Annotated in this window: 22 protein-coding genes; 14 read left to right on the top strand and 8 right to left on the bottom strand. The window is 43.0% G+C overall.

The genetic code is table 11. From position 1 onward, the window contains the following. The 10 genes from LC608_RS09025 (at position 1) to trpD (ending at position 12,848) form a co-directional block, all read left to right on the top strand. A complete protein-coding gene (locus LC608_RS09025; RefSeq protein ID WP_229553202.1) occupies positions 1 to 1,290 on the top strand; it encodes a glycosyltransferase family 4 protein in 1,290 nt (429 codons plus the stop codon). An 18-nt stretch (positions 1,291 to 1,308) separates the two neighbouring features. Further along, positions 1,309 to 2,397, top strand: coding sequence for a bifunctional chorismate mutase/prephenate dehydrogenase (gene tyrA, locus LC608_RS09020; RefSeq protein ID WP_229553201.1), 1,089 nt, complete (start codon positions 1,309 to 1,311; stop codon positions 2,395 to 2,397). Positions 2,398 to 2,409: 12 nt separating this feature from the next. Continuing rightward, positions 2,410 to 3,042, top strand: coding sequence for a DsbA family oxidoreductase (locus LC608_RS09015; protein ID WP_229553200.1), 633 nt, complete (start codon positions 2,410 to 2,412; stop codon positions 3,040 to 3,042). A gap of 13 nt (positions 3,043 to 3,055) precedes the next feature. After that, positions 3,056 to 4,252 carry a 3-dehydroquinate synthase gene (locus LC608_RS09010; protein ID WP_229553199.1) on the top strand — a complete coding sequence of 399 codons (1,197 nt, stop codon included), beginning with the start codon at positions 3,056 to 3,058 and terminating at the stop codon, positions 4,250 to 4,252. A 360-nt stretch (positions 4,253 to 4,612) separates the two neighbouring features. Further along, positions 4,613 to 6,814, top strand: a complete 2,202-nt coding sequence (locus tag LC608_RS09005; RefSeq protein WP_229553198.1) for an anthranilate synthase — start codon at positions 4,613 to 4,615, stop codon at positions 6,812 to 6,814. A gap of 83 nt (positions 6,815 to 6,897) precedes the next feature. Next, positions 6,898 to 7,731, top strand: a complete 834-nt coding sequence (trpC, locus tag LC608_RS09000; RefSeq protein ID WP_229553197.1) for an indole-3-glycerol phosphate synthase TrpC — start codon at positions 6,898 to 6,900, stop codon at positions 7,729 to 7,731. A 486-nt stretch (positions 7,732 to 8,217) separates the two neighbouring features. Continuing rightward, entirely contained in the window at positions 8,218 to 9,051 is an 834-nt protein-coding gene (gene trpA, locus LC608_RS08995) for a tryptophan synthase subunit alpha (RefSeq protein WP_229553196.1), read from the top strand. A 119-nt stretch (positions 9,052 to 9,170) separates the two neighbouring features. Next, positions 9,171 to 10,418: a tyrosinase family protein gene (locus tag LC608_RS08990; RefSeq protein WP_229553195.1), complete on the top strand. Its 1,248-nt coding sequence runs from the start codon at positions 9,171 to 9,173 to the stop codon at positions 10,416 to 10,418. A gap of 49 nt (positions 10,419 to 10,467) precedes the next feature. After that, positions 10,468 to 11,709 (top strand): tryptophan synthase subunit beta, encoded by a 1,242-nt coding sequence (gene trpB, locus LC608_RS08985; protein WP_229553194.1) that lies wholly within the window; start codon positions 10,468 to 10,470, stop codon positions 11,707 to 11,709. 47 nt (positions 11,710 to 11,756) lie between these two features. Then, on the top strand, positions 11,757 to 12,848 hold the full coding sequence (gene trpD, locus LC608_RS08980; RefSeq protein WP_229553193.1) for an anthranilate phosphoribosyltransferase: 1,092 nt from the start codon (positions 11,757 to 11,759) through the stop codon (positions 12,846 to 12,848). A gap of 54 nt (positions 12,849 to 12,902) precedes the next feature. Here trpD and LC608_RS08975 read toward each other — a convergent pair whose 3' ends face one another. Next, complete coding sequence (locus LC608_RS08975) at positions 12,903 to 13,073, bottom strand: hypothetical protein (RefSeq protein ID WP_229553192.1); 171 nt, start codon at positions 13,071 to 13,073, stop codon at positions 12,903 to 12,905. A 52-nt stretch (positions 13,074 to 13,125) separates the two neighbouring features. Here LC608_RS08975 and aroF point away from each other — a divergent pair, with 52 nt between their 5' ends. Beyond that, the gene (aroF, locus tag LC608_RS08970; protein WP_229553191.1) at positions 13,126 to 14,226 is read left to right on the top strand and encodes a 3-deoxy-7-phosphoheptulonate synthase; all 1,101 of its coding nucleotides are present in this window, start codon (positions 13,126 to 13,128) and stop codon (positions 14,224 to 14,226) included. A 295-nt stretch (positions 14,227 to 14,521) separates the two neighbouring features. Here the strand turns inward: aroF and LC608_RS08965 are convergent, their stop codons facing one another. Further along, entirely contained in the window at positions 14,522 to 16,117 is a 1,596-nt protein-coding gene (locus tag LC608_RS08965; RefSeq protein WP_229553190.1) for an alkaline phosphatase, read from the bottom strand. Positions 16,118 to 16,453: 336 nt separating this feature from the next. On the opposite strand from LC608_RS08965, the gene LC608_RS08960 reads away from it, so the two are divergent. Next, on the top strand, positions 16,454 to 17,431 hold the full coding sequence (locus tag LC608_RS08960; RefSeq protein ID WP_229553189.1) for a threo-3-hydroxy-L-aspartate ammonia-lyase: 978 nt from the start codon (positions 16,454 to 16,456) through the stop codon (positions 17,429 to 17,431). A 137-nt stretch (positions 17,432 to 17,568) separates the two neighbouring features. Here the strand turns inward: LC608_RS08960 and LC608_RS08955 are convergent, their stop codons facing one another. Both LC608_RS08955 and LC608_RS08950 read right to left on the bottom strand, forming a co-directional pair. Continuing rightward, a complete protein-coding gene (locus LC608_RS08955; protein ID WP_229553188.1) occupies positions 17,569 to 17,976 on the bottom strand; it encodes an HNH endonuclease in 408 nt (135 codons plus the stop codon). Next, positions 17,973 to 18,332 carry a hypothetical protein gene (locus LC608_RS08950; protein WP_229553187.1) on the bottom strand — a complete coding sequence of 120 codons (360 nt, stop codon included), beginning with the start codon at positions 18,330 to 18,332 and terminating at the stop codon, positions 17,973 to 17,975. The genes LC608_RS08955 and LC608_RS08950 overlap by 4 nt, the downstream gene beginning before the upstream one ends. Before the next feature lie 387 nt (positions 18,333 to 18,719). On the opposite strand from LC608_RS08950, the gene LC608_RS08945 reads away from it, so the two are divergent. Beyond that, positions 18,720 to 20,036, top strand: a complete 1,317-nt coding sequence (locus LC608_RS08945; RefSeq protein ID WP_229553186.1) for an amino acid permease — start codon at positions 18,720 to 18,722, stop codon at positions 20,034 to 20,036. Between the two features lie 73 nt (positions 20,037 to 20,109). Continuing rightward, positions 20,110 to 20,655: an RNA 2'-phosphotransferase gene (locus LC608_RS08940; protein ID WP_229553185.1), complete on the top strand. Its 546-nt coding sequence runs from the start codon at positions 20,110 to 20,112 to the stop codon at positions 20,653 to 20,655. A gap of 123 nt (positions 20,656 to 20,778) precedes the next feature. Here LC608_RS08940 and LC608_RS08935 read toward each other — a convergent pair whose 3' ends face one another. From LC608_RS08935 to LC608_RS08920, 4 genes are all read right to left on the bottom strand, one after another. Beyond that, positions 20,779 to 21,567 carry an SDR family oxidoreductase gene (locus tag LC608_RS08935; protein ID WP_229553184.1) on the bottom strand — a complete coding sequence of 263 codons (789 nt, stop codon included), beginning with the start codon at positions 21,565 to 21,567 and terminating at the stop codon, positions 20,779 to 20,781. Between the two features lie 18 nt (positions 21,568 to 21,585). Further along, complete coding sequence (locus LC608_RS08930; protein ID WP_229553183.1) at positions 21,586 to 22,407, bottom strand: NADPH-dependent oxidoreductase; 822 nt, start codon at positions 22,405 to 22,407, stop codon at positions 21,586 to 21,588. A gap of 189 nt (positions 22,408 to 22,596) precedes the next feature. Then, positions 22,597 to 23,268: a DUF938 domain-containing protein gene (locus tag LC608_RS08925; protein ID WP_229553182.1), complete on the bottom strand. Its 672-nt coding sequence runs from the start codon at positions 23,266 to 23,268 to the stop codon at positions 22,597 to 22,599. 109 nt (positions 23,269 to 23,377) lie between these two features. Beyond that, the gene (locus LC608_RS08920; RefSeq protein ID WP_229553181.1) at positions 23,378 to 24,709 is read right to left on the bottom strand and encodes a calcium-binding protein; all 1,332 of its coding nucleotides are present in this window, start codon (positions 24,707 to 24,709) and stop codon (positions 23,378 to 23,380) included. Positions 24,710 to 24,970 lie beyond the last annotated feature (261 nt).

Below are 24,970 nucleotides of genomic sequence, written 5' to 3'. Positions count from 1 at the left end.
ATGCAAATTCTGATTTATTCATACAATTATCATCCAGAACCAATTGGTATTGCACCTTTGATGACTGAACTAGCAGAAGGGCTGGTGAAGCGAGGGCATCAAGTGCGGGTAATCACAGGTATGCCTAACTATCCTCAGCGTCAGATTTACGATGGGTATCGAGGGAAGTTATACGTTACTGAACATAAAAATGGTGTAAAAATTCAGCGTAGTTACCTGCGGATTAAGTCTAAACCTAACCTTATAGACAGGTTACTGCTAGAGTTGAGCTTTGTTTTTACGAGTTTGCCACAAGCCCTTAAGGGTGAGCGACCTGATGTAATACTCTTAACAGTGCCGCCGTTACTAGTTTGTTTACCTGCAACCTTAATAGCTTGGCTATATAATTGCCCAGTAGTGCTGAATGTGCAAGATATCCTCCCGGAAGCTGCTGTGCGTGTTGGGCTTATTAAAAATAAGTTGATGATTCAAGCTCTGGAAGCTTTAGAAAAATTTGCCTACCGAACTGCACATACGATTAGCGTGATTGCCGATGGCTTTATAGATAATTTAATAAATAAAGGTGTACCGGCTAATAAAATTGCCTGCATTCCAAATTGGGTGAATCTAAATTTTATCCGCCCTTTACCGAAGGAGAATAACTCCTGGAGAGCTACCCATCAACTCGATGGTAAATTTGTAGTGCTTTATTCAGGTAATATTGCTCTGACCCAAGGTTTGGAGACAGTAATAGAAGCAGCATCTCGCTTGCGTCATATTAATGATATTGTCTTTGCGATCGCAGGTGAATCTCAAGCTCTCGAAAGGTTGCAAAAACATTGTCTTGCTTGTGGTGCAGATAATGTTTTGCTCCTACCATTGCAACCACGAGAAAAACTACCACAAATGTTAGCAGCCGCAGATGTCGGGTTGATTGTGCAAAAGAGCAATGTGATTTCTTTCAATATGCCTTCTAAAATACCACTGCTGTTAGCTAGTGGTCGCCCAATTATCGGTTCAGTTCCCGCAACTGGGACTGCTGCCAAAGCTATCAAAAAAAGTGGTGGCGGTATTATCGTTGAGCCTGAGTCAGCAGATGCTTTGGCTGCGGCAGTATTGGATTTATATAATCAGCCGGAATTAGCAGCGAAATTAGGGCGTGAAGGAAGAAAGTTTGCGGTAGAAAACTATTCCTTTGAGCAAGCGCTAGATCAGTATGAAGAGTTATTTTCGGATGCGATCGCCAAAAAAGCAACAAATTTGGATCTCTTGCCCGAATTGACTTCTAAGGAATCACTTGTTGATATATGAAAATTGGGGACGGGAAAAATGCCTTTAAAATCCTCTTATTCAGATCAGCTTAAAAAAACTGACCAAAGCTTGATCGCCCTACTTAGCGATCGCATATCATTATTAGCAGCATCAGAACAACCTTCTTTAGATGAACAACTGGCTGATGTGGCTCCCCTACTCGCTCAAGCTGGTATTCCTGAGTCTGTTTGGGCAAGTATAGTAAATACTTGTCATGCTACTCTAATTCCTAAATCTGCAACAAATCATGTCAGTTCCCGACAAATTACCATCATCGGGGGACGCGGCAGGATGGGAAGATTATTTAAAGAGCAGCTTTCGCTTGTAGGCCATAATGTTAGCGTTCTCGAACATGAAGATTGGGAATACGCAGATAAATTGTTAAGTCAGGCAGAATTAGTATTAGTAAGCGTTCCCATTGAATATACAGTTGATGTTATCAAACGTGCAGCGAAATACCTTGGCCCCAATACAGCTTTGTGTGACATCACGAGCGTAAAAACTCAGCCAACTCAGGCGATGCTCGAACATCATTCCGGCCCAGTCATGGGTTTACATCCAATGTTTGGGCCAAATATCAAATCGTTTTTGGGGCAAAAGGTGGTAGTGTGCCCAGGTCGAAACGATGATTCATTTCAGTGGTTATTAGACTTTATCAAAAGTAAAGGTGGAGAATTAATTGTTTGCACGCCTGAAGAACACGATCAAATGATGGTGATTATTCAAGCAACGCAACATTTTTGTAGATTTAGTCTTGGTGTTTTCTTAGCACAAGTAAAAGTAGATATAAAGCAGAGCTTAACAATGTCAACACCCAACTATCGTCAAGAAATTGACATTGTTAAACGTTTATTTTCCCAGAATCCTAATTTATGTGTTGATATTATGCTAGCTACAGAAGAACGGTGTAATGCAATTAGCTTTTTAGCTAAGACTTACAGCCGTTTAGCAAGATTGGTAGCAAGGAAAGATAGAGACGCACTAATTCAGGAATTTGAAACTACTCAAAGCTTTTTTGAAGAAAAAACCAATGCTTTTCTTCAGCCTTTAAATACAACAGTTCAACGAGATTTTAAACCACAAATGCACACAAATATTAGCATTTGAATTACAAAAACTATGCTGATAGACATCTTTCACGATCCCGTTTGTCCCTGGTGCAGAATTGGTAAAAAGCATCTGTTTGATGCATTAGCAAAATGGCAAGAAGAAGAAGTAGATATCCGGTGGCATCCCTTTATTCTTGACAATACCATTCCTGCTGACGGGTACGAATTTCACAGTTTTATGCAAAATAGAAAAGGCATAAAAGCGCAAGAACTGCAATATCTGTTTGATTCTACGCAATATGCAGGTGAGATGGCTGGAGTCAAGCTAAATTTTGACAAAATCCGTTTGGCTGTCAATACTAAGCTTTCGCACCGACTGATTACACTTGCGCCAGCAAAGGTAAAAAACGATGTTGTAGAAGCCATTTATAAAGCTTATTTTGAAGACGGTTTGAACATCGGAGATATTGAAGTTTTGATTGCCATAGGTAGAGCTTACCAAATGGATTCTAGGGAATTACGCCAGCAATTGAGCGATGATGCTGCGATTAAAGCTTTCGTAGCGGAATCAATATTTGCTCGGCCGAATGGCATCAATAGCGTACCGTTTTTCATCATCAATAATAAAGTCAAGATCAATGGTTCTCACTCGGTAGACATTTTTCTTCAAGCTTTGAATCGTGCCACACTTGTAAATATATAAGATAAGCAAAAACATGGTAGTTGACATTAAGCAAAAAAGTAGATTCAGTCTGCAACCAATTCATCAACGTGTTTCGGTAACTTTTAACTACGAGGTTTACTTTACCAAAAATTTATTTGAGTTAAAAAACCCCACCTTAGCCCAAGTAATTACAGCAGATGGGGAGACAAAGCCGAAGAAAGTTGTAGCGATAGTAGACGCAGGAATATTACAACATCAACCGGAATTGGTTAAGCAATTAGTAGCGTATACCAATTTTTATGCAGAGATAGTAGCGATCGCAGCCGAACCAATGATAATTTCGGGAGGAGAAGCTGCTAAAAACGATCGCAATTTAGTAGATCAAATCCACCAACAGATTGAAGCAGCCGGATTGTGTCGCCATTGTTATGTGTTAGCGATCGGGGGCGGGGCTGTGTTGGATTTGGTTGGATATGCAGCCGCAACTGCTCACCGGGGTATTCGTTTGATTCGGGTTCCGACGACGGTATTAGCACAAAATGATTCCGGGGTTGGCGTAAAAAATGGCATCAACGCCTTTGGTAAAAAGAACTTTCTTGGCACATTTGCGCCACCTTATGCAGTTATAAACGATTCTGCCTTTTTGACAAGCTTAGACGATCGCGATTGGCGTTCTGGAATCGCAGAAGCAGTGAAAGTGGCGCTGATTAAGGATGCTAGCTTTTTTGATTATATCCACTCTCACAGCGCAGCCCTTGCACGGCGAGACATGGATACTATGCAACAGGTTATCTATCGTTGCGCCCAGTTGCACCTAGAACATATTGCCAATAGCGGCGATCCTTTTGAAATGGGTTCGTCTCGTCCCCTGGATTTTGGACATTGGGCGGCTCATAAACTGGAGCATTTGACAAATTATCGCTTGCGTCATGGCGAAGCAGTTGCGATCGGTATTGCTTTGGATAGCACTTATTCCTATTTGGTAGGATTGCTGGATTGCTCACAATGGCAAAGGATATTAAGTACTTTATCGGCGTTGGGTTTCACGTTGTATGTGCCAGAACTGGTTGAGAAGTTATCACAACTGGAACATCCTAATTGTTTGTTCCGGGGTTTAACTGAGTTCCGCGAACATTTGGGTGGAGAGTTGACTTTGATGCTGTTACAACGAATTGGAAAAGGAATTGAGGTTCATGAGGTGGATTTGTTTTTGTATAGGCAAGCAATATCGCTGTTGCGGGAGTTTTAGGGTTGGATTTTAAACGCAGAGGGACGCGGAGCTACGCTGAGGTTGTAAAAGGATCTACTACTTTTGAGGGAGGCGGTTATTTTTAAATATGGCTATCAGGAAATGTACTAGAAAAGCAGTATAAAAAGCGAATAAATTGACACCTAATCTAAAAATTATTCAATGTATTAGCTGCTTAATATCTAGTATTCTTACATAAGAAGCAAAAAAGTTTTTCATTACATCTTTTAAAAGAATACGCAAATTTAGATAGTTTGAATTAAATTGACATCGGATTATCTGGATTTGTTTTTAATTTGAAGATAGTTATCAATAATGATTAATGGCTCTTGACTAATAACTCTTCCAGAGAGATTCCCTATGATTTTTGATTCCCGTTCATACAAAACCCTTGGCGGTGTACTTGTTTCTCGCTCCATCACAGAAGTTAAGATGGACACTGCTCTCGAAGACATTCTATTCCGCTTAAATTCTCAGCGTGGAGGTTTGTTAAGGAGCAGCTACGAATATCCAGGCAGATACAAAAGATGGGCGATCGGATTTGTCAATCCACCATTGGAATTGACTACACAAGACAATGCTTTTACTTTGATAGCATTGAATGAACGCGGTCGGGTGCTTTTACCATTACTTTTAGAGCGCTTATCTAACTCAATACAACTTGAGAAAGTTACCCTAGATAATAACAATCTTGTAGGCTTTGTTAAACCGACAAAAAAACTATTTGCTGAAGAAGAACGCAGTAAACAACCTTCAGCATTTACAGTTGTCCGCGAAGTTTTATACACTTTCTCTAGTCAAGAAGACGAACATTTAGGATTGTATGGTGCATTTGGTTATGACTTAGTTTTTCAGTTTGAACCAATTACCCAACGTCTTGAACGTCCTACAGATCAGCGAGATTTAGTGCTTTATCTGCCTGATGACTTGATAGTTGTCGATTACTATCAGCAACGCGCATTTCGTTTACAATATGAATTTGAAACAGCGCATGGCAGCACTAATGATCTTCCTCGAACAGGTGAGTCTATAGACTATCACGGAAAACATCTTCAGCCAAATCAAACTGCTGACCATAAAGTAGGCGAGTATGCCAAAAAAGTTGAAGGTGCGCTCGATTATTTCCGCCGAGGCGATTTATTTGAAGTAGTTCCTAGTCAAAACTTTTTTGAGGGCTATGAAGATGAACCCAGCAAACTATTTAACACTTTAAAAGAAATAAATCCTAGCCCTTATGGGTTTATTTTTAATCTAGGTGGAGAATATCTGATTGGCGCATCTCCAGAAATGTTTGTGCGGGTTGAAGGTAGACGGGTAGAAACTTGCCCTATTAGTGGCACTATTAGTCGGGGACAAGATGCTCTTGACGATGCCGTGCAAATTCGTCAGTTACTCAACTCTCATAAAGATGAAGCTGAGTTGACCATGTGTACTGATGTCGATCGCAATGACAAATCCCGAATCTGCGAGCCTGGTTCAGTACAAGTCATTGGTCGTCGTCAAATAGAATTATACAGCCACCTGATTCATACAGTAGATCATGTTGAAGGGACACTGCGATCGCAATTTGATGCCTTAGATGCCTTTCTCTCGCATACATGGGCGGTTACAGTCACCGGCGCACCTAAAAGAGCCGCAATAGATTTTATTGAACAGCATGAACGTAGCGCCCGACGTTGGTATGGTGGAGCAGTTGGTTATTTAAATTTCAATGGGAATTTAAATACTGGATTAATTCTGCGGACAATCCGATTAAAAGACTGCATCGCCGAAGTGCGAGTTGGCGCTACTGTCCTTTATGACTCCATACCCCAAGCAGAAGAACAAGAAACAATTACCAAAGCTGCTGCTTTATTTGAGACGATTCGTCGTGTAAAGCAAACCACTCAGAAAATTGATGAATCCAGTTCCATAAAATCAACTAAAATCCTTCCAAGTGCGGCATCTGGCAAACGCATCTTACTAATAGACTATGAAGACTCATTTGTTCATACCCTAGCCAATTACATTCGCCAAACTGGTGCAAGTGTTACTACACTACGTCATGGTTTCTCGGAATCGCTATTCGATACAGAACGCCCTGACTTAGTTGTTTTATCTCCTGGCCCTGGTAGACCAAGTGATTTTCGGGTTCCTCAGACAGTCGGCGCCCTTCTTCATCGCAAAATTCCTATTTTCGGGGTTTGTCTGGGACTGCAAGGCATTGTTGAAGCATTTGATGGAGAATTGGGAGTCCTCAACTATCCCCAACATGGTAAATCCTCAAGGATTTTCGTCACCGATTCTAATTCTGTTACCTTCAAAAATTTACCACAATCTTTTCCAGTCGGTAGATATCACTCATTGTTTGCCCTACCGCAAAGTTTGCCAAAAGAACTTAAGGTAACAGCGATTTCTGATGACGACGTAATTATGGGCATTGAACATCAGACACTTCCCATCGCCGCCGTTCAGTTTCATCCAGAGTCAATCATGACTCTAGCGGGAGAAGTCGGTCTGGAAATCATTAAAAATGTGGTGCGTGCATATACAACCAAAGAGTCATTCGTCATTGGTCATTAGTCATTGGTCATTGGGCATTGGTTATTAATTTCTCCCCTGCTCCCCCACTCCCTACTCCCCACTCCCCACTCCCCTAAAAGATTATGACTAACCAAGTTGCCCCTCCCCGCCATATTCTTGAAGAAATTGTGTTGCATAAAAGGCAAGAAGTTGCACAAATGCAGCAAGAACTGCCTTTAACTTCCTTGCGACAACAGTTAAATTCAGCCCCGACTGCGCGAAATTTCTTGGCTGCTTTGCAGGAAAATCCTAACCAACCTAGCTTAATTGCCGAGGTAAAAAAGGCATCACCTAGCCGTGGGATTATCCGCGCAGACTTTGATGCAGTAGCTGTTGCTCAAGCTTATGAACGAGGTGGTGCAGCTTGTTTATCAGTTTTAACTGACCAAAAGTTCTTTCAAGGCAGTTTTGATAATCTACGAAGGGTGCGATCGCAAGTTGCATTACCTTTACTGTGCAAGGAGTTTATCATTAACCCCTATCAAATATATTTAGCACGAACAGCAGGTGCAGATGCAGTCTTGTTAATTGCAGCCATTTTATCAGATCAAGAACTTCAGGGTTTTTTGCAACTAATTCATAATTTAGGCATGAATGCACTGGTAGAAGTTCATACCCTGGCTGAACTGGATCGAGTGCTAAAGCTTGACAACCTAAGTTTAGTAGGAATCAACAATCGCAATTTAGAAGATTTTACCCTTGATATAGGCACAACACAGCAGCTTTTAGCACAGCGCCAACAACAATTACAAAGTTTGGATATCACCGTCGTCAGCGAGTCTGGACTGTATACACCTGCTGATTTATCTTTTGTCGCTGAAGCTGGTGCGCGTGCGGTTTTGATCGGAGAATCTTTAGTTAAACAAAGCGATGTCGAACAAGCTGTGCGTAGTTTGCTAAGACTTGATCCTCCTTAACGAAACGATCCTTCAAAATTAAAGCAAGCCTTTCTAAGGCGGTTGAGTGGATGTTTGGGAAAATAGGTTTCTTGCAGAATGCGGGTAAAGGGGACATTTAAGGGGCAAGATTCCCTTTTCCCTTCCCCCTTAACCCTTTCTTTATTCCCTAACGAAGCTAAAAGACTCATTCACGAGTATCAAAGACTTGTTAACGGAGATAAAAGACTCATTCACGAGTATTAAAGACTCGTTAACGGAGCTAAAAGACTCATTCACGAGTATCAAAGACTCGTTAACGGAGATAAAAGACTCATCCACGAGTATCAAAGACTCGTTAACGGAGTTAAAAGACTCATTCACGAGTATCAAAGGCTCGTTAACGGAGATAAAAGACTCATTCACGAGTATTAAAGACTCGACGACAAAAAATCTAGGGTGAACATTGCTAATTGATCATTGTTGATTATTCCAGAACTATTAACTAACCATTAACCATTTTTTAGAATGACTTCTATCTCAGCTTCCTTTCAAACTTTACGCGATCGCCAACAGTGTGCTTTAATCCCCTTTATCACAGCAGGCGATCCTAATTTAGAAACCACCGCCGAAGCTTTACGTATCTTAGATCGCAATGGTGCAGACTTCATCGAGTTGGGTGTTCCCTACTCCGATCCTCTAGCAGATGGACCTGTGATTCAAGCAGCAGCAACCCGCGCTTTGCAAAATGGCACCAAATTAGAGCAAGTGCTAGAGATGTTACAGGTGGTGAGTCCTAACCTAAAAGCACCGATAATTCTATTTACTTATTACAATCCTATTTTGCATCGAGGTATTAAGCCATTTTTAGGAAAAATTGCCGTTGCTGGCGTAAAAGGGTTGGTAGTACCAGACTTACCCTTAGAAGAAGCAGAAGAATTAATCCAAACTGCTGCATCTTTCGGAATTGAGGTAATTTTACTCGTAGCTCCTACCAGTTCTCAAGATAGAATTGAAGCGATCGCTCATCAATCTCGAGGTTTTATCTACCTGGTGAGCGTTACAGGTGTTACAGGTGTCCGCGCTCAAATTCAAGACCGCGTAAAGTATTTATTAACAGATTTGCGAAGCGTCACCGATAAACCCATCGGCGTTGGTTTTGGCATCTCAGGGCCAGAACAAGCACATCAAGTAATGGAATGGGGTGCAGATGCGGTGATTGTTGGTAGTGCCTTCGTTAAAAGATTAGCTGAAGGTAGCCCCACAGAAGGACTGCAAGCTGTAGAACAACTATGCCAAGAACTTAAAACAGCCATCACAGAAAGTCGGCGCGAAAGTCCATCTCTTCAAGAGGTGAGATAAATTCACCCGCAGACTTAGAAAGCGGGGAATAGGGAATAAAGAATTACTATCAATTATTTCTCTTTCTGCCCCTAGCCCCCTGCCCCCTGCCTCTCTGCCCCCCTGCTTCCATTAAGACAATGAAATCCCTGCTGAAATCCGTCAAAATACTAATTTATAGCGTACTTCTAGTTAGCGCCTGTGCTATTACAGTCTTCGCCCATGATCGCATTGACTACAAACAATACAAATACAATTGGAATCACAATGTTGGACAATACGCTCGCCTAGCTGTAAGAAAGAACGTAACTGAACTAACATCAGCAGAGAAAACAGCCTTCGTCAAGGCTATCAAAACCTTAAAAACTACAATTCCCGCAGGTAGCAAGCTCAGTATTTACGACCAATTCGTTGCCATACATATAGGGGCAACACGCTTGATTCATAACCATAAAGGACATTCCAATGGTTCTGTTCAAGAATTGGCTCATGAAAATGCCGCATTTTTCCCTTGGCATCGAGAATATATCCGCAGATTTGAACAAGCACTGCAAGCAGTAGACCCAAATGTTACTCTCCCATACTGGGATTGGACAGACACCAAAGCATTTGATGTAATTTTTAACGATGACTTTCTTGGTTCTAACGGTCAAGGAGTAACCATCAAAATTCCCAATCAGGGAAATTTTACAGGCGGGCCTGTGAAATCTGGGGCTTTTGCTGCTGCAAATGGCTGGGTTATGAATCCAGCATTAAACATCGACGCAGATACCGGAACATCATTAGGTACATCACTTGTCCGGTTTCTACGGCTACCTCCTGCCACCGATTACCCTGTGCCCAAAAAAGATGTTGAGCGTGCCTTGGCTCTTAATGACTATTCTCTATTTCGCCCTGCTTTGGAAGGATTTATCTCTGTAGATGAGCAGGGTAAAGTCACCCCAGGAGGATTCCTACACAACTACATTCATGGTTTAGTTGGTGGGGCGCAGATAGATGCAAGCACAAGACCCGTAAAGTTTAAGGGCTTGGGTACCATGACCAATATACCAAGTTCACCCTATGACCCAGTGTTTTGGTTGAATCATGCCAACGCAGACCGCCTCTGGGCTGAATGGCAAGAGAAGGGTCATAAAGGTAGCGATTTTTATCCTGCTAATGGTCAGCCTTACGGACACAACCTTAAAGACCTAATGTGGCCTTGGGACGGCGGTATGTCTACCCCCAAAGCTACGGCGTTAGGAGATTTATTATCCCTATTACCAAATTTTGACTCTAAAGATTTGGTGCGCCCTATAGACGTTTTGAATCACAGGGAATTGGGCTATACCTACGAAACCCCTGAAAAGGAAACGCGAAAAGAATCTTATCTGTGGGATAAGTTCTAAAAAGTTAGAACGAAAGTAAAAAATACTTGAACATAAAGGATTTTCAACTGTGGTAAGCATCCAAGACATCAACGCTATCATTTCAACTACGCCTGTGCTACCTGACCTTTTAGGCAGGTTTGGAAAATTCGGCGGTAAGTACGTCCCCGAAACCTTAATGCCTGCATTAACTGAATTAGAAGCGGCATTTAATCAATATTGCAATGAGCCGAGTTTCCAAGCAGAACTGCAAAACCTACTGCGCGATTATGTAGGACGACCCAGCCCATTATATTTTGCTGAACGCCTGACAACAAACTACGCTAGACCAGATGGTACGGGGCCGCAAATCTATTTAAAGCGTGAGGATTTAAATCATACAGGCGCTCACAAAATTAATAATGCTTTGGCTCAGGTGTTACTCGCTAAACGCATGGGTAAGCAACGGGTGATTGCAGAGACGGGTGCAGGACAACACGGCGTAGCAACTGCAACTGTATGTGCTAGGTTTGGTTTGAAATGTGTAATTTACATGGGCGTTCAGGATATGGAACGCCAAGCCCTGAACGTGTTCCGCATGAAATTAATGGGGGCAGAAGTTCGGCCAGTAGAGGCAGGTACGGGAACTCTCAAGGATGCAACTTCTGAAGCAATTCGGGATTGGGTGACGAATGTAGAAACAACTCATTACATCCTGGGTTCTGTTGCTGGTCCTCATCCCTACCCAATGATTGTCCGTGACTTCCACGCGATAATTGGTGTAGAAACTCGCGTTCAAGCTCAGGAGAAATGGGGAGGATTACCAGATATTCTACTAGCTTGCGTGGGTGGAGGTTCCAATGCGATCGGGTTATTCCATGAGTTTGTGCATGAACCTTCGGTGCGTCTAATCGGTGTAGAAGCGGCGGGTGAAGGTGTAGATACAGAAAAACACGCTGCTACCTTGACAAAAGGGAAAGTAGGTGTATTGCACGGTGCAATGAGCTATTTATTGCAAGATGATGATGGTCAAATAATCGAAGCCCATTCAATTAGTGCCGGATTAGATTATCCCGGCGTTGGCCCTGAGCATAGTTATTTAAAGGATCTTGGTCGCGCCGAATATTACAGTGTTACCGATAAACAGGCGTTAGATGCATTCCAAAGGCTTTCGCAATTGGAAGGGATTATTCCAGCCTTAGAAACTGCTCACGCGATCGCATATCTCGAAACCCTTTGTCCTCAGTTAGAAGGCAACCCCCGCATCGTCATCAATTGTTCCGGCAGAGGTGACAAGGATGTGCAAACCGTCGCCAAAGTCCTTATTCCTTAGTCCTTTGTCCTTTGCTAATGACAAATGACCAATGACAAATAACCAATATGATAGCTGTAACTAAAACCCCACTTGACAACATCCCCGTCACTTCTGAGTTATACAACTGGCCAGCTTTATTGCAACAGTTGTTTGCTCGGCAATCTTTAACAGTTTCCCAAGCTGCGGATTTGATGCAAGGTTGGCTCACAGATGCCATTCCTGATGTCTTATCAGGAGCGATTTTAGCCGCAATCCAAGCTAAAGGCGTATCCGCCCAAGAATTAGTCGGGATGGCTAGCGTTTTACAATCCCAATCCCCAGTACCCAGTACCCAGTACCCAGCCCCCCTAATTGACACCTGCGGAACTGGTGGAGATGGCGCTTCAACCTTTAATATTTCCACTGCTGTTGCTTTTGTTGCCGCCGCCGCCGGGGTAAAAGTTGCCAAACATGGCAATCGTTCTGCATCTAGCAAGACTGGTTCGGCTGATGTATTGGAAGCTTTGGGTATAAATCTCAACGCCACTCCAGAAAAAGTGCAAGCCGCAGTGGGTGAAGTCGGAATCACCTTTTTGTTCGCTCCAGGTTGGCATCCTGCACTTAAAGCGATCGCAACTTTGCGAAAAACTTTGAAGGTGCGGACTGTTTTTAACTTGCTTGGGCCGCTAGTAAATCCCATGCGGCCGACAGGGCAAATTATTGGTGTCAACGATCCGCTTTTATTAGAGGAGATTGTTCAAGCTTTATCCCAATTGGGATGTCAGCAAGCGATCGCAGTCCACGGACGGGAACGTTTAGATGAAGCTGGTTTAGCAGATGTCACTGACTTAGCTGTACTCCAAAATAAAAAAGTCCGTTCTCTAACCCTCAATCCTCAAGAACTTGGTTTGAGTTTTGCACCGACTGCGGCGTTATGCGGTGGAGAAGTCCAAGAAAATGCCGAAATCTTGAAGGCAGTTCTCCAAGGTAAAGGCACTCAAGCACAGCAGGATGTAGTCGCTTTAAATACAGCCCTTGCACTGCAAGTTGGTGAAGCCATTCATGGGGAAACTGATGTTTTGGCCGGTTGTGTTAAAGGTATTGCCCTTGCCAAGGATATTCTGCAAAGCGGCGCGGCTTGGACAAAACTAGAACAACTGGCTGAATTTTTGCATTAGACGAACCTCTCATACAAGGAGCTACGGTGTAGACGCAAGTCTTCTAAAGTTGCCCTACACCTCGGCCTGCAATAACAATGCATCGACCTGCAATGCCAATGCATCGACCTGCAATGCCAATGCATCGACCTGCAATGCCAATGCATCGACCTGCAATGCCAATGCATCGACCTGCAATGCCAATGTATCGACCTGCAATGCCAATGCATCGACCTGCAATGCCAATGCATCGACCTGTAAAGATTAGTCCACCCAAACTATATACAAGGAAAAATAGATGATTATCATACTTAAGAGCGGTACACCTGTTGAAGAAATTACTCGCATCAGCCAAGAAGTGAGTGAGACTTGGGGAGTCACGGTAGAAAAAAGCGTTGGCACTCATAAAGCTGTGCTGGGGCTAATTGGTGATACCACTAGCATCGATAAATTACAGGTTCAGGAATTCAGCCCTTGGATTGAGCAAGTATTACGAGTGCAACAACCTTTCAAGCGTGTAAGCCGAGAATTCCGACATGGAGAAGCCAGCGAGGTTGTTGTACCTACACCTAACGGTGATGTCTATTTCGGCGAACGTCATCCCATCGTAGTGGTAGCCGGGCCTTGTTCCGTTGAAAATGAAGCGATGATTGTCGAAACAGCAAAGCGCGTCAAGGCAGCAGGAGCGCAGTTTCTGCGTGGTGGAGCTTACAAACCCCGCACTTCACCTTATGCATTTCAAGGTTATGGTGAAAGCGCTTTAGATTTGTTAGCAGCAGCGCGGGAAGCTACTGGTTTGGGTATCGTTACAGAACTCATGGATGCTGCGGATTTATCAGCAGTGGCGAAAATAGCTGACATCATCCAAATCGGAGCGCGAAATATGCACAACTTCTCGTTGCTCAAAAAGGTAGGCGCTCAAGATAAACCCGTGCTACTCAAGCGGGGGATGTCTGCCACAATTGACGAGTGGTTGATGGCGGCAGAATATATTTTGGCATCTGGAAATCCCAATGTGATTCTTTGTGAACGGGGAATTAGAACCTTTGATGGCAAATATGCTCGGAATACTTTAGATTTATCAGTGCTTCCGGTGTTGCGATCGCTCACCCATTTACCGATTATGATTGATCCTAGTCATGGTACTGGTAGGTCTGAATATGTTCCATCAATGGCAATGGCTGCGATCGCAGCTGGTACAGATTCCTTAATGATTGAAGTTCACCCCAATCCCGCAAAAGCTTTATCCGATGGGCCCCAATCTCTCACCCCTGATAAATTTGACCGCTTAGTTCAAGATATGTCAGTTCTGGGCAAAGTAGTCGATCGCTGGTCTACACCTGCATTTGGTAGCATTGGTGAAAGCCGCATTCTCTTAACGCCAGAACTCTCAAAGTAGATAGAGCCTAATCTTAGCCGATTTTTTGCAAATGGTTAAACCTGATCAACAGATTCTTTCATCTAGAAAATCCGTTGATCAGGTTTTCTTGAAAATAGCTCTCTCAAACCCTCTGTTCTTTGTGTACTTTGCGCCCTTCTCTAGGAGATGCTACGCGTAGATTGCTTCGACCTAGTACACCACGGCGGAAATAGAGCAACCATTTAAAATCCCTAAAAAGCTGATTCCATAATACTTTTGACTTTTGAATGCGTGACTTCCGCCTTGCGGTACTAGAAGTATGCGGTTCGTTTTTCTATTGAACCCGCTCCACTCTCCCCTGATTCGGCAATTCAAACGAGACTGTCGATATGATTGGGGCATTTGGGTTAGACACAGTAGGCCCAGTCTCTGGAGATGGAGCCAGTAGTCGATAGTCACTACGCCAACGCTGATGATTGAGGTCACAAACAACATAACCGCGTTGTCTACCATTAAAATATTTTACCCACGGACTTTCTGGTAAAGCCTTCTCAATTCGGTCACTAGCGCCAAAGCTTGAGGTAATCGATGTGCCGACAAACTCTGTACCCACTGTAGCAGAGTTAGGGTTATTGTAATCAGCTTTCAGGTCGCTTACCCAACTGGAGTGTGTGTCACCAGTAATGACAACTGGGTTGGCTGGCTGACGTTGAGCAAGGAAGTTGAGAATACGGCTACGGGCAGCTACATAGCCATCCCAAGCATCCACATTAAAGGCAGCCTCAGGGCCTGCTGTCCAGTCATGCTGGGTAAAGACAACCTGTTGAGCAAGAACATTCCAGCGTGCCCCAGAGCGCTCTAGATTGCGGAACAACCACTGCTCTTGTTCAGTACCAGTCATAGTGGCATTTGGATCGAGAGCTTCTGGACAGCGTGGTTCAATAGTGTCGTTACAAGGTTGGTCGCTACGATATTGACGAGTATCGAGAACATTAAATTCAACCAAGTTACCGAAGTTTAAGCGTCGATACAGCTGCATATCAATGCCTCTAGGTTTTGAAAAATCCCGCAGTGGCATGTGTTCGTAGTATGCTTGAAAAGCAGCAGCACGGCGAGCTAGAAAAACTTGGCGTGATTGTTGTTCTGGATCTTGAGGAATTTCATCCGCCCAATTATTGTCAACTTCGTGGTCGTCCCAAGTGACTATCCAAGGAAATGCAGCATGAGTCTGTTGCAGGTTGGGGTCAGTTTTGTATTGGGCGTGGCGATTGCGATACTCCTCCAGTGTCACTGGCTCTCCATTACCTTCATGAGGTCGGAGTGCATTCGTTCTGGGCGCTCCCTCGTAAATGTAATCACCGAGGTGAACCACCAAATCTAAATCTTCTTGAGCCATGTTTTTGTAGGCGGCGAAGTATCCTTGCTCCCAGTTTTGACAGGAAGCGAAGGCAAAACGGAAGCGCTCAACGCGATCGCGCGGGTTAGGAGCAGTGCGAGTTCGTCCAATAGGACTGACTTGATTACCTACCTTAAATTGATACCAGTACCAACGGGCGGGTTTTAGTCCCTGCACTTCTACATGAACAGAGTGTCCAAATTCTGGAGTAGCCATCTGTGTGCCACTGCGGACAACTTGCCGCATCTTTTCGTCGGTAGCAATCTGCCATTGCACAGGAACATTATATGGTGGCATTCCACCACCATTAAGAGGATCGGGGGCTAAACGCGTCCACAGCACTACATTATCTGGAAGTGGTTCACCAGAAGCAACACCCAGACTAAAAGGATAATTAGAGAATCGGGGCTGGGCGAGAACTTTGTTAGACCATTGATTAGCGATTGCAAAACCAGTTAAGGCTCCAGTGCCAATCAAAACTTGTCGCCGTCTCAAGCGACTTGATAGCAAGCGCTCGAAGTTGAAGTTCTGCATATACTCCCCTTGTTGTCGCGTTTGAATCACACCAAAGTGTAACAGCGCAACTTTAATGCTTCTTTGCAATCAGGTTAAGCCTTGATTATTCCAACACAACCCTAATTCTTTTACCAAAACAAAATACATGCGTCAGTCGCTAGAATTTAGGAACTTCCAAATTTAGGAATTAAATGCGTGAATTCGAGCGTACTCCTACGGAGAAGCAAGCTACGCGCAGCGTCTCGTAGAGAAGCGAGGGTTGCAGTTTCATCCCGGAAAAGTCAGCCGAACTTCTGGTATCTTACAATTACCTTTGTTTGAGAGGATTTGCCCTTAATATTAATATCGCTATCAATGCCACAGCATAATTCCGTTAGTATAACTGACGTGCAAGCAGCACAAGACCGAATTTTGGGGATTGCCCACCGTACACCTGTGCTGACTTCTAGAATTGTTAACGATCGCACCTATAGCCAAGTGTTCTTTAAGTGCGAAAACTTTCAACGCACAGGGGCATTTAAATTTAGAGGGGCGTACAATGCCTTAACGCAACTATCGGTAGCACAAAAACAAACAGGCGTTATCACCTATTCATCGGGAAATCATGCCCAAGCGATCGCTTTATCTGGGCAATTACTAAATATTCCCACCACTATTGTCATGCCTGATGATGCACCTGCTGTTAAACAAACTGCTACTCGTGGCTATGGTGCAGAGATAATTTTATACAATCGCCAAGAAACGAATCGGGAAGAATTAGCTCAAGATTTAGCAGATAATCGTTCTCTCACTCTGATTCCCCCTTACGATCATCCCCATGTAGTCGCCGGACAAGGAACAACTGCTTTAGAACTGATCCAAAAAGTTGGTGAGTTGGACTTACTATTAGTTTGTTGTGGCGGTGGCGGATTACTTTCAGGGTGTGCGATCGCAGCCAAGTCACTTTTACCCAATTGTAGAGTAATCGGGGTAGAACCAGCCCTTGCCGACGATGCTAGCCGCTCTTTTCACACCAAAACTCTGCAAACTGTCAAAAATCCTGATACCATCGCTGATGGTGCGCGGACTCCTAGCCTTGGTCAAATTACTTTCCCCCTAGTGCTGCATTACGTCGATGATATGGTGACGGTATCTGAAGAAGCGATTCTTCGCACCATGTTTTTCTTGTGGGAACGTCTGAAAATTGTAGTTGAACCCACTGGAGTACTTGCAGCAGCAGCCTTACTCGAAGGTGTGGTGACAGCACCAGAGGCGAGAGTTGGTGTCATCATCAGTGGTGGAAATGTAGATTTGGCGCAAGTTGGTAAATTGTTTTCTGTGGGATTGGATTGAAAAGTTAAATTCCCAATAGACAAACTGCGATGTCTACGGCGGGCTGCGCCTATGCAGTTTTGATGTAACCGATGCCTAGGACGGGCTACGTCGCAAGTCAAATAAATAGCTTAGTGGCATGAAGATAAACAGTAAACCTAAAAATACTGACCTGTTGAAATCAATCTGCCCCGTTCTTCTAACCGCTCTGATTGATTAAATTGGAGAATTGCAATAGTTACTCGCCCAACTGCTGTCAATGGTGTAATGTCTGCTCCATTCAGCTGAAAGTGATCGCTCCATTTTTGAGTCCTTGGATTGAAAAAGGGTGTTAGTTTCCCGGTTTCAGGATCGATTGACCCCAAATCAGTACCCTTTGCACGATTACAGTATGGGCAGGCGAGAGCTAGATTCTCTACTTCAGTAGTACCACGATGTTTTTCGGCAATAATATGTTCCATCTCAAAGCTAAATAGTGCAGCACTCTGAGGAAATAAGTAGTACTCACACCTTCGGTTCGCTCGCTCAATTACGAGTTTCCGTAATTGGGCTGATACATAAGTCATGGGTTTTGGCGTAGTTGCTCGAAGGTATGAGCTTTTGCCATACGGACAAGATGTTCTATCGTCAGATAGCGTTCTAGTTCAGCTTCACCTTTGGCTGAAAGTGTTCCTGCTTTACTTTGTGCTAGCAAATCACTGACACGAGCCTGGAATTCTGGTGAGGGTCGGATTGCTAGAATTTGTTCTGCTGTAGGCTGACTGGCCAACAACCCAATAATCTGTTTCTCATCGAGAAAATTGCCAGACTGTTCGCTCAATAATTCTTGGAGACCGCGTTCTACTATCTCTTGTAAACGGTCTTGGAACTGCTGTAATTTCTGTCCTAGCTCCTCAGATACCTCAACAGTGATTTGCATCATCTAGCCCTGTTGTCTTTTAAAATTAATCTATTAGCTTAAGTCTAGCTACAAATCAATCTATTAGTTTAATTTTATAAGTATCGTGTATAGCTAGTTACTGTAATCACATCTGCTACTTTACTAGGGGCGATCGCACTCTAAGCAACTTTGTCATAAGCGATGTCTACGACGGGCTATTCGGCATCGCATTTATGACGATGGAGTTAATGCAGGCGATCGTACTTCTGCACTTTTGATGATGGGTTTGATTTGGGCGATGTCTACGACGGGCTATTCGGCGTCGCTTATTTATCAGGAATATTTAGCTGAAAAAGCAGCAATATCAGGCTTTTAATCAAGAATATTTACATATGTTAACATTGATTGGTTTAAGTACGGATATTCAGTATGGTTTCCATAAAGACTTTTCCCGAAGATTCAGAGCAAGTCACTCGGTTGTTTTCTCATCTCGAATTTGATGGAAAAAAGCTCAATCATCAACCGGGTAGTGTATTGGGAAATACTGCATTAATTGCGGGAACCACCATTGGGGCTGGGATTCTCGCCTTACCAGCCGTTACTCTGCCGTCTGGGATTGTGCCATCTACATCTGGGCTGATTGTTGTTTGGCTCTACGCTTTAGTTTCAGGGTTACTGGTTGCAGAAGTAACTTTAAACACAATGCGAACAGAAGGGCATCCGAGTATAGGTTTTTTGGCAGTTGTTGAGAAGATCCTTGGTAAGGTGGGAGGGCGACTTGCAGGTGGGGCATATTTATTCATGCACTATGCTCTCTTGGTAGCATACATCGCCCAAGGTGGAGAGATTTTAGGATCTGCGGCGGCAAAAATCTGGAGTGTGCAGATATTGCCTACATGGGTGGGCACAACGACTTTCACGCTTTTATTTGGTGGCGTTATGTATCTTGGGCGAGAAAAGTTTATTGAGAAATTAAACAGCGCCTTTGTCGGAATTGTCATCGTTTCCTTTTTGGGACTATTGTTTTTGGCAGCAGGACACATTCAGAGTACCCAATTGTTATTTCAGAACTGGAGTGCCCTTGGTAGTGCCATTTCAGTGATGTCTGTGGCGCTATTTTTCCAAAACGTTGTGCCAGTGGTTGTGACGCAACTCGAAGGAGATGCCCGCAAAATTCGTCAGTCCATCTTTATTGGTTCTGTCATTCCTCTAATTATGTTCTTGGCGTGGAATGCCGTAATTTTAGGAAGCATCAGTCCCGATATGCTACATGGCACATCTAATGGTAGAAGTGTTTTTGACCCACTGCAAGTTCTCCGAGCAGGTGGCGCGGGGGAATGGTTAGGAGTGCTAGTATCTATTTTTTCAGAGTTTGCGATCGCTACATCATTCATTGGATTTGTGTACGGATTGCTGGATTTGCTCAAAGATATTTTCCTAATTGCACAGGGCAAACTTTTTAGTCGCCTACCCCTCTATTCGCTTGCTCTTTTCCCTCCAATGACTCTCGGAACCCTCAATCCCAGTATCTTTTTTACTGCCCTAGATTACACTGGAACATTTAGTATTTCAATTCTAGGTGGAATTATTCCGGCATTAATGAGTTGGAAGCAACGTCAAGAACAAGAAAACTCAGATAGCATAAATCAACCACTCGTTCCGGGTGGGAAGGTGACACTGATGGTCATGGTTGGGGTAGCATTAGCTATGATAGGCAGACAAATTCTGTCAATTTACACAAACTAAAACCATCAATGAAAATTGTGATGTAACATTAAAAATATACTTTCGTAGTATATTTTGTGCCAACCACAATCTTATGAGTGATTCTCGCCTCGTCAAAATTAGCAAATATCTCAGCAAATATTTGCGACACACACCGGATGCAATTGGAATTAAACTTGCTCCCAGTGGTTGGGTTGCTGTTGATGAACTACTTACTGCTTGTGCTAAAAACAAGTTTCCCATTTCCCGTCAGGAATTAGAGGCGGTAGTTGAATCCAACGATAAACAACGCTTTTCTTTTGATTCTACAGGTACTCTGATTCGTGCGAACCAAGGACATAGTATAAAAGTCGATTTACAATTAGAACCTGTTGTTCCCCCAAATGAGCTTTATCACGGCACGGGGCGTAAATCTGTAGAGTTAATTCTGCAAACAGGACTCTGCAAAATGTCACGACATCATGTGCATTTATCAAAAGATATTGCAACAGCAAAAACTGTTGGTGCAAGACATGGAAAAGCTGTAGTTTTTTCTGTACATGCTGCCACAATGCATCAGGCGGGTTACATCTTCTATTGTTCTGCTAATGGTGTTTGGTTAGTGGATCATGTGCCACCTGAATATCTACAAAAAATTTGAATTTTAATAGGTTGTTAAGATTTATATGACTTTCCAAAAAACCTCTAAGCATTCAGCAGCAATACCCAAACTGTTAGAGGTAATTTGTAAAAGGTTCAGACAAAATTACTTTTGTCAAACTGCTCAAAATGTGCCCTGAATAGCTCCGCCATCTACTTGCATCATGACTCCATTCACAAATGATGCAGCTGGTGAACTCAGAAATACTGCGACATTGGCAAACTCTTCTGGTGTCCCGATCCGACCTAAAGGAACTGCCGCATTAAGTTTAGCAATTTCTGCTTCTTTTGTTTCACCACTTTTAGCAATCCGCGCGTTAATTAATTCTTCTACCCGTTCTGTATATGTCCAGCCTGGTAAAATGCTGTTGACGCGAATTTTATCGCTACCCAGTTCTTGGCTGAGAGTTTTAGTTAAACCAATTACTGCTAATCGAATGGAATTAGACAACACGAGATTTTGGACTGGTTGTTTAGTTGAGGTTGAGGTGATGGTAAGAATCGCCGGTGCTGTAGATTGGCGTAAGTGAGGTAAAGCGGATTTTACCAAGCGTACTGTACTCAGCAAAGTTAAATTTATAGAAGTTTCCCAAGTTGCCAAATCAATATCATTAAAAGTGCCAGACGGCGGGCCTCCGGCATTGGTAACGAGGATATCCAACCCGCCGAATTTCTCTACTGTGGCATTAATTACCCGCTCAATATCTGCTTGACTGGTAACGTCTGCACGCAGAGATAGCACTTCTGTACCTGTTTCGCTTGCAATCTCCGCAGCAGTTTTGTCAATAAACTCACTGCGGGCGCAGATGGCAACTTTTGCACCCTCACGGGCAAATTGCCTTGCTGTAGCTTTGCCAAGACCTTTACTAGCAGCAGTCACTAAGGCGACTTTGCCACGGAGTTGCAAATCCATAATCTTGATTTTTCTTGTTTACAGTAACTTGAAGCCAAGGTGATTGAGAACTTCACGCAAGCGATCGCGCCCTCTCAGTGATTCTACGGTTGCGATCCGTTGGGCTGAATGTTCTGACCAATCGCCAGGGACATTCATCTTTTGTTCAGTATAGAATTCTTTCATGATCTGGTTGTAATGAGCGATCGCTTCTTCTTGATCTGCCAATTTATAAGTTTCGCGGTGTAGCACAGCTGATTGTGGCAATCGTGGCTTAATCGCTGCTTCTACCTCTGGATTCGGATAGCCTACACACAGCCCAAATACAGCATACACAGACGAGGGCAAATTCAATATCTCTGCTACCTCTTGCGGGTGGTTGCGGATTCCACCGATATATACTGTTCCTAAACCGAGTGACTCAGCTGCAACTGTTGCGTTTTGCGCCGCCAAAGCTGCATCAATTGTTGCCATCACAAACATTTCCAGGTATTCCAGGGCATCATGAGATATGCCGCGACTGTCAGCAACGTAATTTAGACGCGCCAAGTCTGCTAACCAAACCAAGAATAAAGGAACTTGCTTAATATGTGCTTGGTTCCCAGCTAGTTTAGATAACTCCTCTTTGCGTTCTTGATCTTCAACTGCTACCACACTCCAGGTTTGCAAATTAGAGGAAGTAGATGCAGATTGGGCGGCTGCAATTAGCAACTCCAGAGTTCCCGACGGTAAAGGGTCAGATAGATAAGACCGGATTGAACGGTGAGATAGTAGTGCTGTTAGAGAATCATTCCATTCAATTGCGGGATTCAAGGGAATTTCACCGTAGCGCGATCGCAATAGTTCTGTAGGATTAGTCATAATCAATTTCAAAATTCACACTTCAAAAATTTTCAGTTGTTTTATAAGGATAGCTAACTGAAAACCCTTGAGGAACAAGCGCACAGCGCTGTATTCCGTACTTCTCCCTTTGGGAGCTATCCATTACCCACATCTTTGTTAACATGGCTGTAATTGACTAATCACTTAATCGGGGGACGGCTATTCCTTCTACCCCTCTTGTTGAGATGGGATTCCCGGCGATTTTCGTTGAAACACTACTGAAAGATTATTAGCTGGCATTTGGTAAGTTTGTTTCAAGCTGAGATTTTGTGCGCTAGCTGCTGCTACAACATCATCCAAGTTACGTATACCCCACTCTGGGTTTTGGGCGCGTAAAGAGTTGTCAAAAGCTGCATTACTCGGTGCTGTATGTTCTCCACCTTGTTTGAAGGGCCCATACAAATAGAGGATACCTTCTGCTTTTAGGATACGACCTGCCCCTGCCATTAGCCCCAGACAGGCTGACCAAGGTGAAATGTGAATCATATTTATGTTGACGATGGCGGTAATTGGCGAGGTATCCAGCCATTGGGTTACTGCCCCTTCCTCCACTGCCCAAACTGGTTCTCTAACATCAAGTTCAAGCGGTGGATAGATATTATTACATACATTGTGTTCAGTCCATGCAATGATGCTGGCTCTTCTTTGTGGATTTGTATCTGTTGGTAACCACATACAATCTCTGAGTCTGGGCGCAAAAAAGACTGCGTGTTCACCAGTACCACTGGCAATTTCCAAGATCGTGCCACTCTTAGGCAATACTTGTAAAAGTACTTCTAGAATTGGTTCACGATTGCGCTCGGTTGCTGGTGCGTATTCTCGTGCGTCTTGTAGTGTCATCCGTATCGTTTTTACATACCTGATTTCATTTTAGTAGCTATTGTCTAAAAACCATAGAAAACAGGTATTACGAATTACGAATTACGCAAAGCATTATTAGTAAATTACTCTAAGAAACTAGGATCGACTCAGACCTAAACTGGTTAGAACTTACACCTGATAGCAGTAATGTTTGTTGAGTGTCTCCAGAATTAAAACTCAAAAGGAGACCATCATTACTATCGGTTATATTTCCTTGATCAAACATCTCATTTAACCAAGTATTAGCGTCAATATCATGCGAACCCGTAAATTCAATCTTATCAATACCAATTTTAAAATCTTGAATGACATCAAACTCACTTTTCAACAAGCGATCGCTAACGTTGAAAAGATTATCGATACCGAGATTAATACCAATACCACCTAGTAAATCTTGGACGTCACCAAGCTTACTTGTCAACAAGCTATCGTTAAAGTTGAAAATAAATTTGTCATAACCGTCGCCACCAACTAAAACATCATCCCCCTCACCACCAATCAGAATGTCATTACCCGAACCGCCATTTAGGCTATCATTGCCTTCACCTCCATCTAGGGTATCATTCCCTTGCCCACCTTCGAGGATATCATCGCCTTTGTTTCCATCTATCTTGTCATCCCCTAAGCTGGCATAAATTTTATCTTCACTGTTACTTCCTTTAAGATTATTTTTCCCAACCGTGCCATAAATAACGTTTTTACCTAAATTGTTGATTAAAGTGTCTCCTAAAAAAGTAATATTACTAGCATTCATTTCTACTATTGTTATGTTGGTGTTATTCTTAAAGGTTTTTTGATAACTACCAATAACCTTTCCTGTAAGGGAGTCCTCGCCATTATCGCCGTCAATATCAGTAGTTTGGGGGCGACTCTTAATAGTAACATTACTACTTTTGCTATATTCCAAATCAGCAATTTGCTCAGAGGAAATTAACGTACCTTGGATACCAAAATAATCCAATACTTTAGGTTTATCAAGATTTGTGGTATCTAGTGCCAAGAAACCTATTTTTCCCTTAGCCTGGTTATATTCAGTAGCAGAATTTTCGATTTCTTTAGCTTTTAGTGCTAAGTCTGCGGAGAAATCGAAAGAGAATTTTTTATTAGCAGCAACTTCAAAACTAGCAATCACTTGCATTTTATTCTTGGCACTTCCTGTGAAAGAACCATCTAATCCTATGCCAGTAACGTCACCAAAGAGCGAAGAAAAAGTTGGGTCAATGTTAAAAATAGCTCCGGCTTGAGCCGTAGCAATAGCAACGCCACCTTCAACCAAGGTATTTACCTGAGTGCTAGTCAAAGTTCCTGAGGGCTTTTGACTATACTTTGAGAAAGAAGCAGCCCCTTGAGCATTAGCAAAGTTAGGGTTGGGATTAGGTTTTGTAGCAGTTGATTTTAAAAATACAGTTTCTTCTGACATGAATACCTCTCTTGATTTTGTGCTGTAGCAATTTATGTAATTGAGAAAGTTTTTACCGTAGCGTTGGCCGCTGTTTAGGTATTTTGGCTGAAATATTCATAATTAATAATTGCGTTATGTCGGTGAATTTTTATTTCAATCAAAACGGGACTGCTGATAGAATCAGAGGATTATAAGTCGCCTTTGAATTAGCATTTATGAATTAATTAAACTGTTGAATTGTCAGTTTTTATCTAATACTTGCTGACAAAACAAGGATAA

This window comes from Nostoc sp. XA010 (assembly GCF_020829625.1).
GTDB lineage: Bacteria > Cyanobacteriota > Cyanobacteriia > Cyanobacteriales > Nostocaceae > Nostoc.
This window is presented reverse-complemented; position numbering and strand designations above follow the sequence as displayed.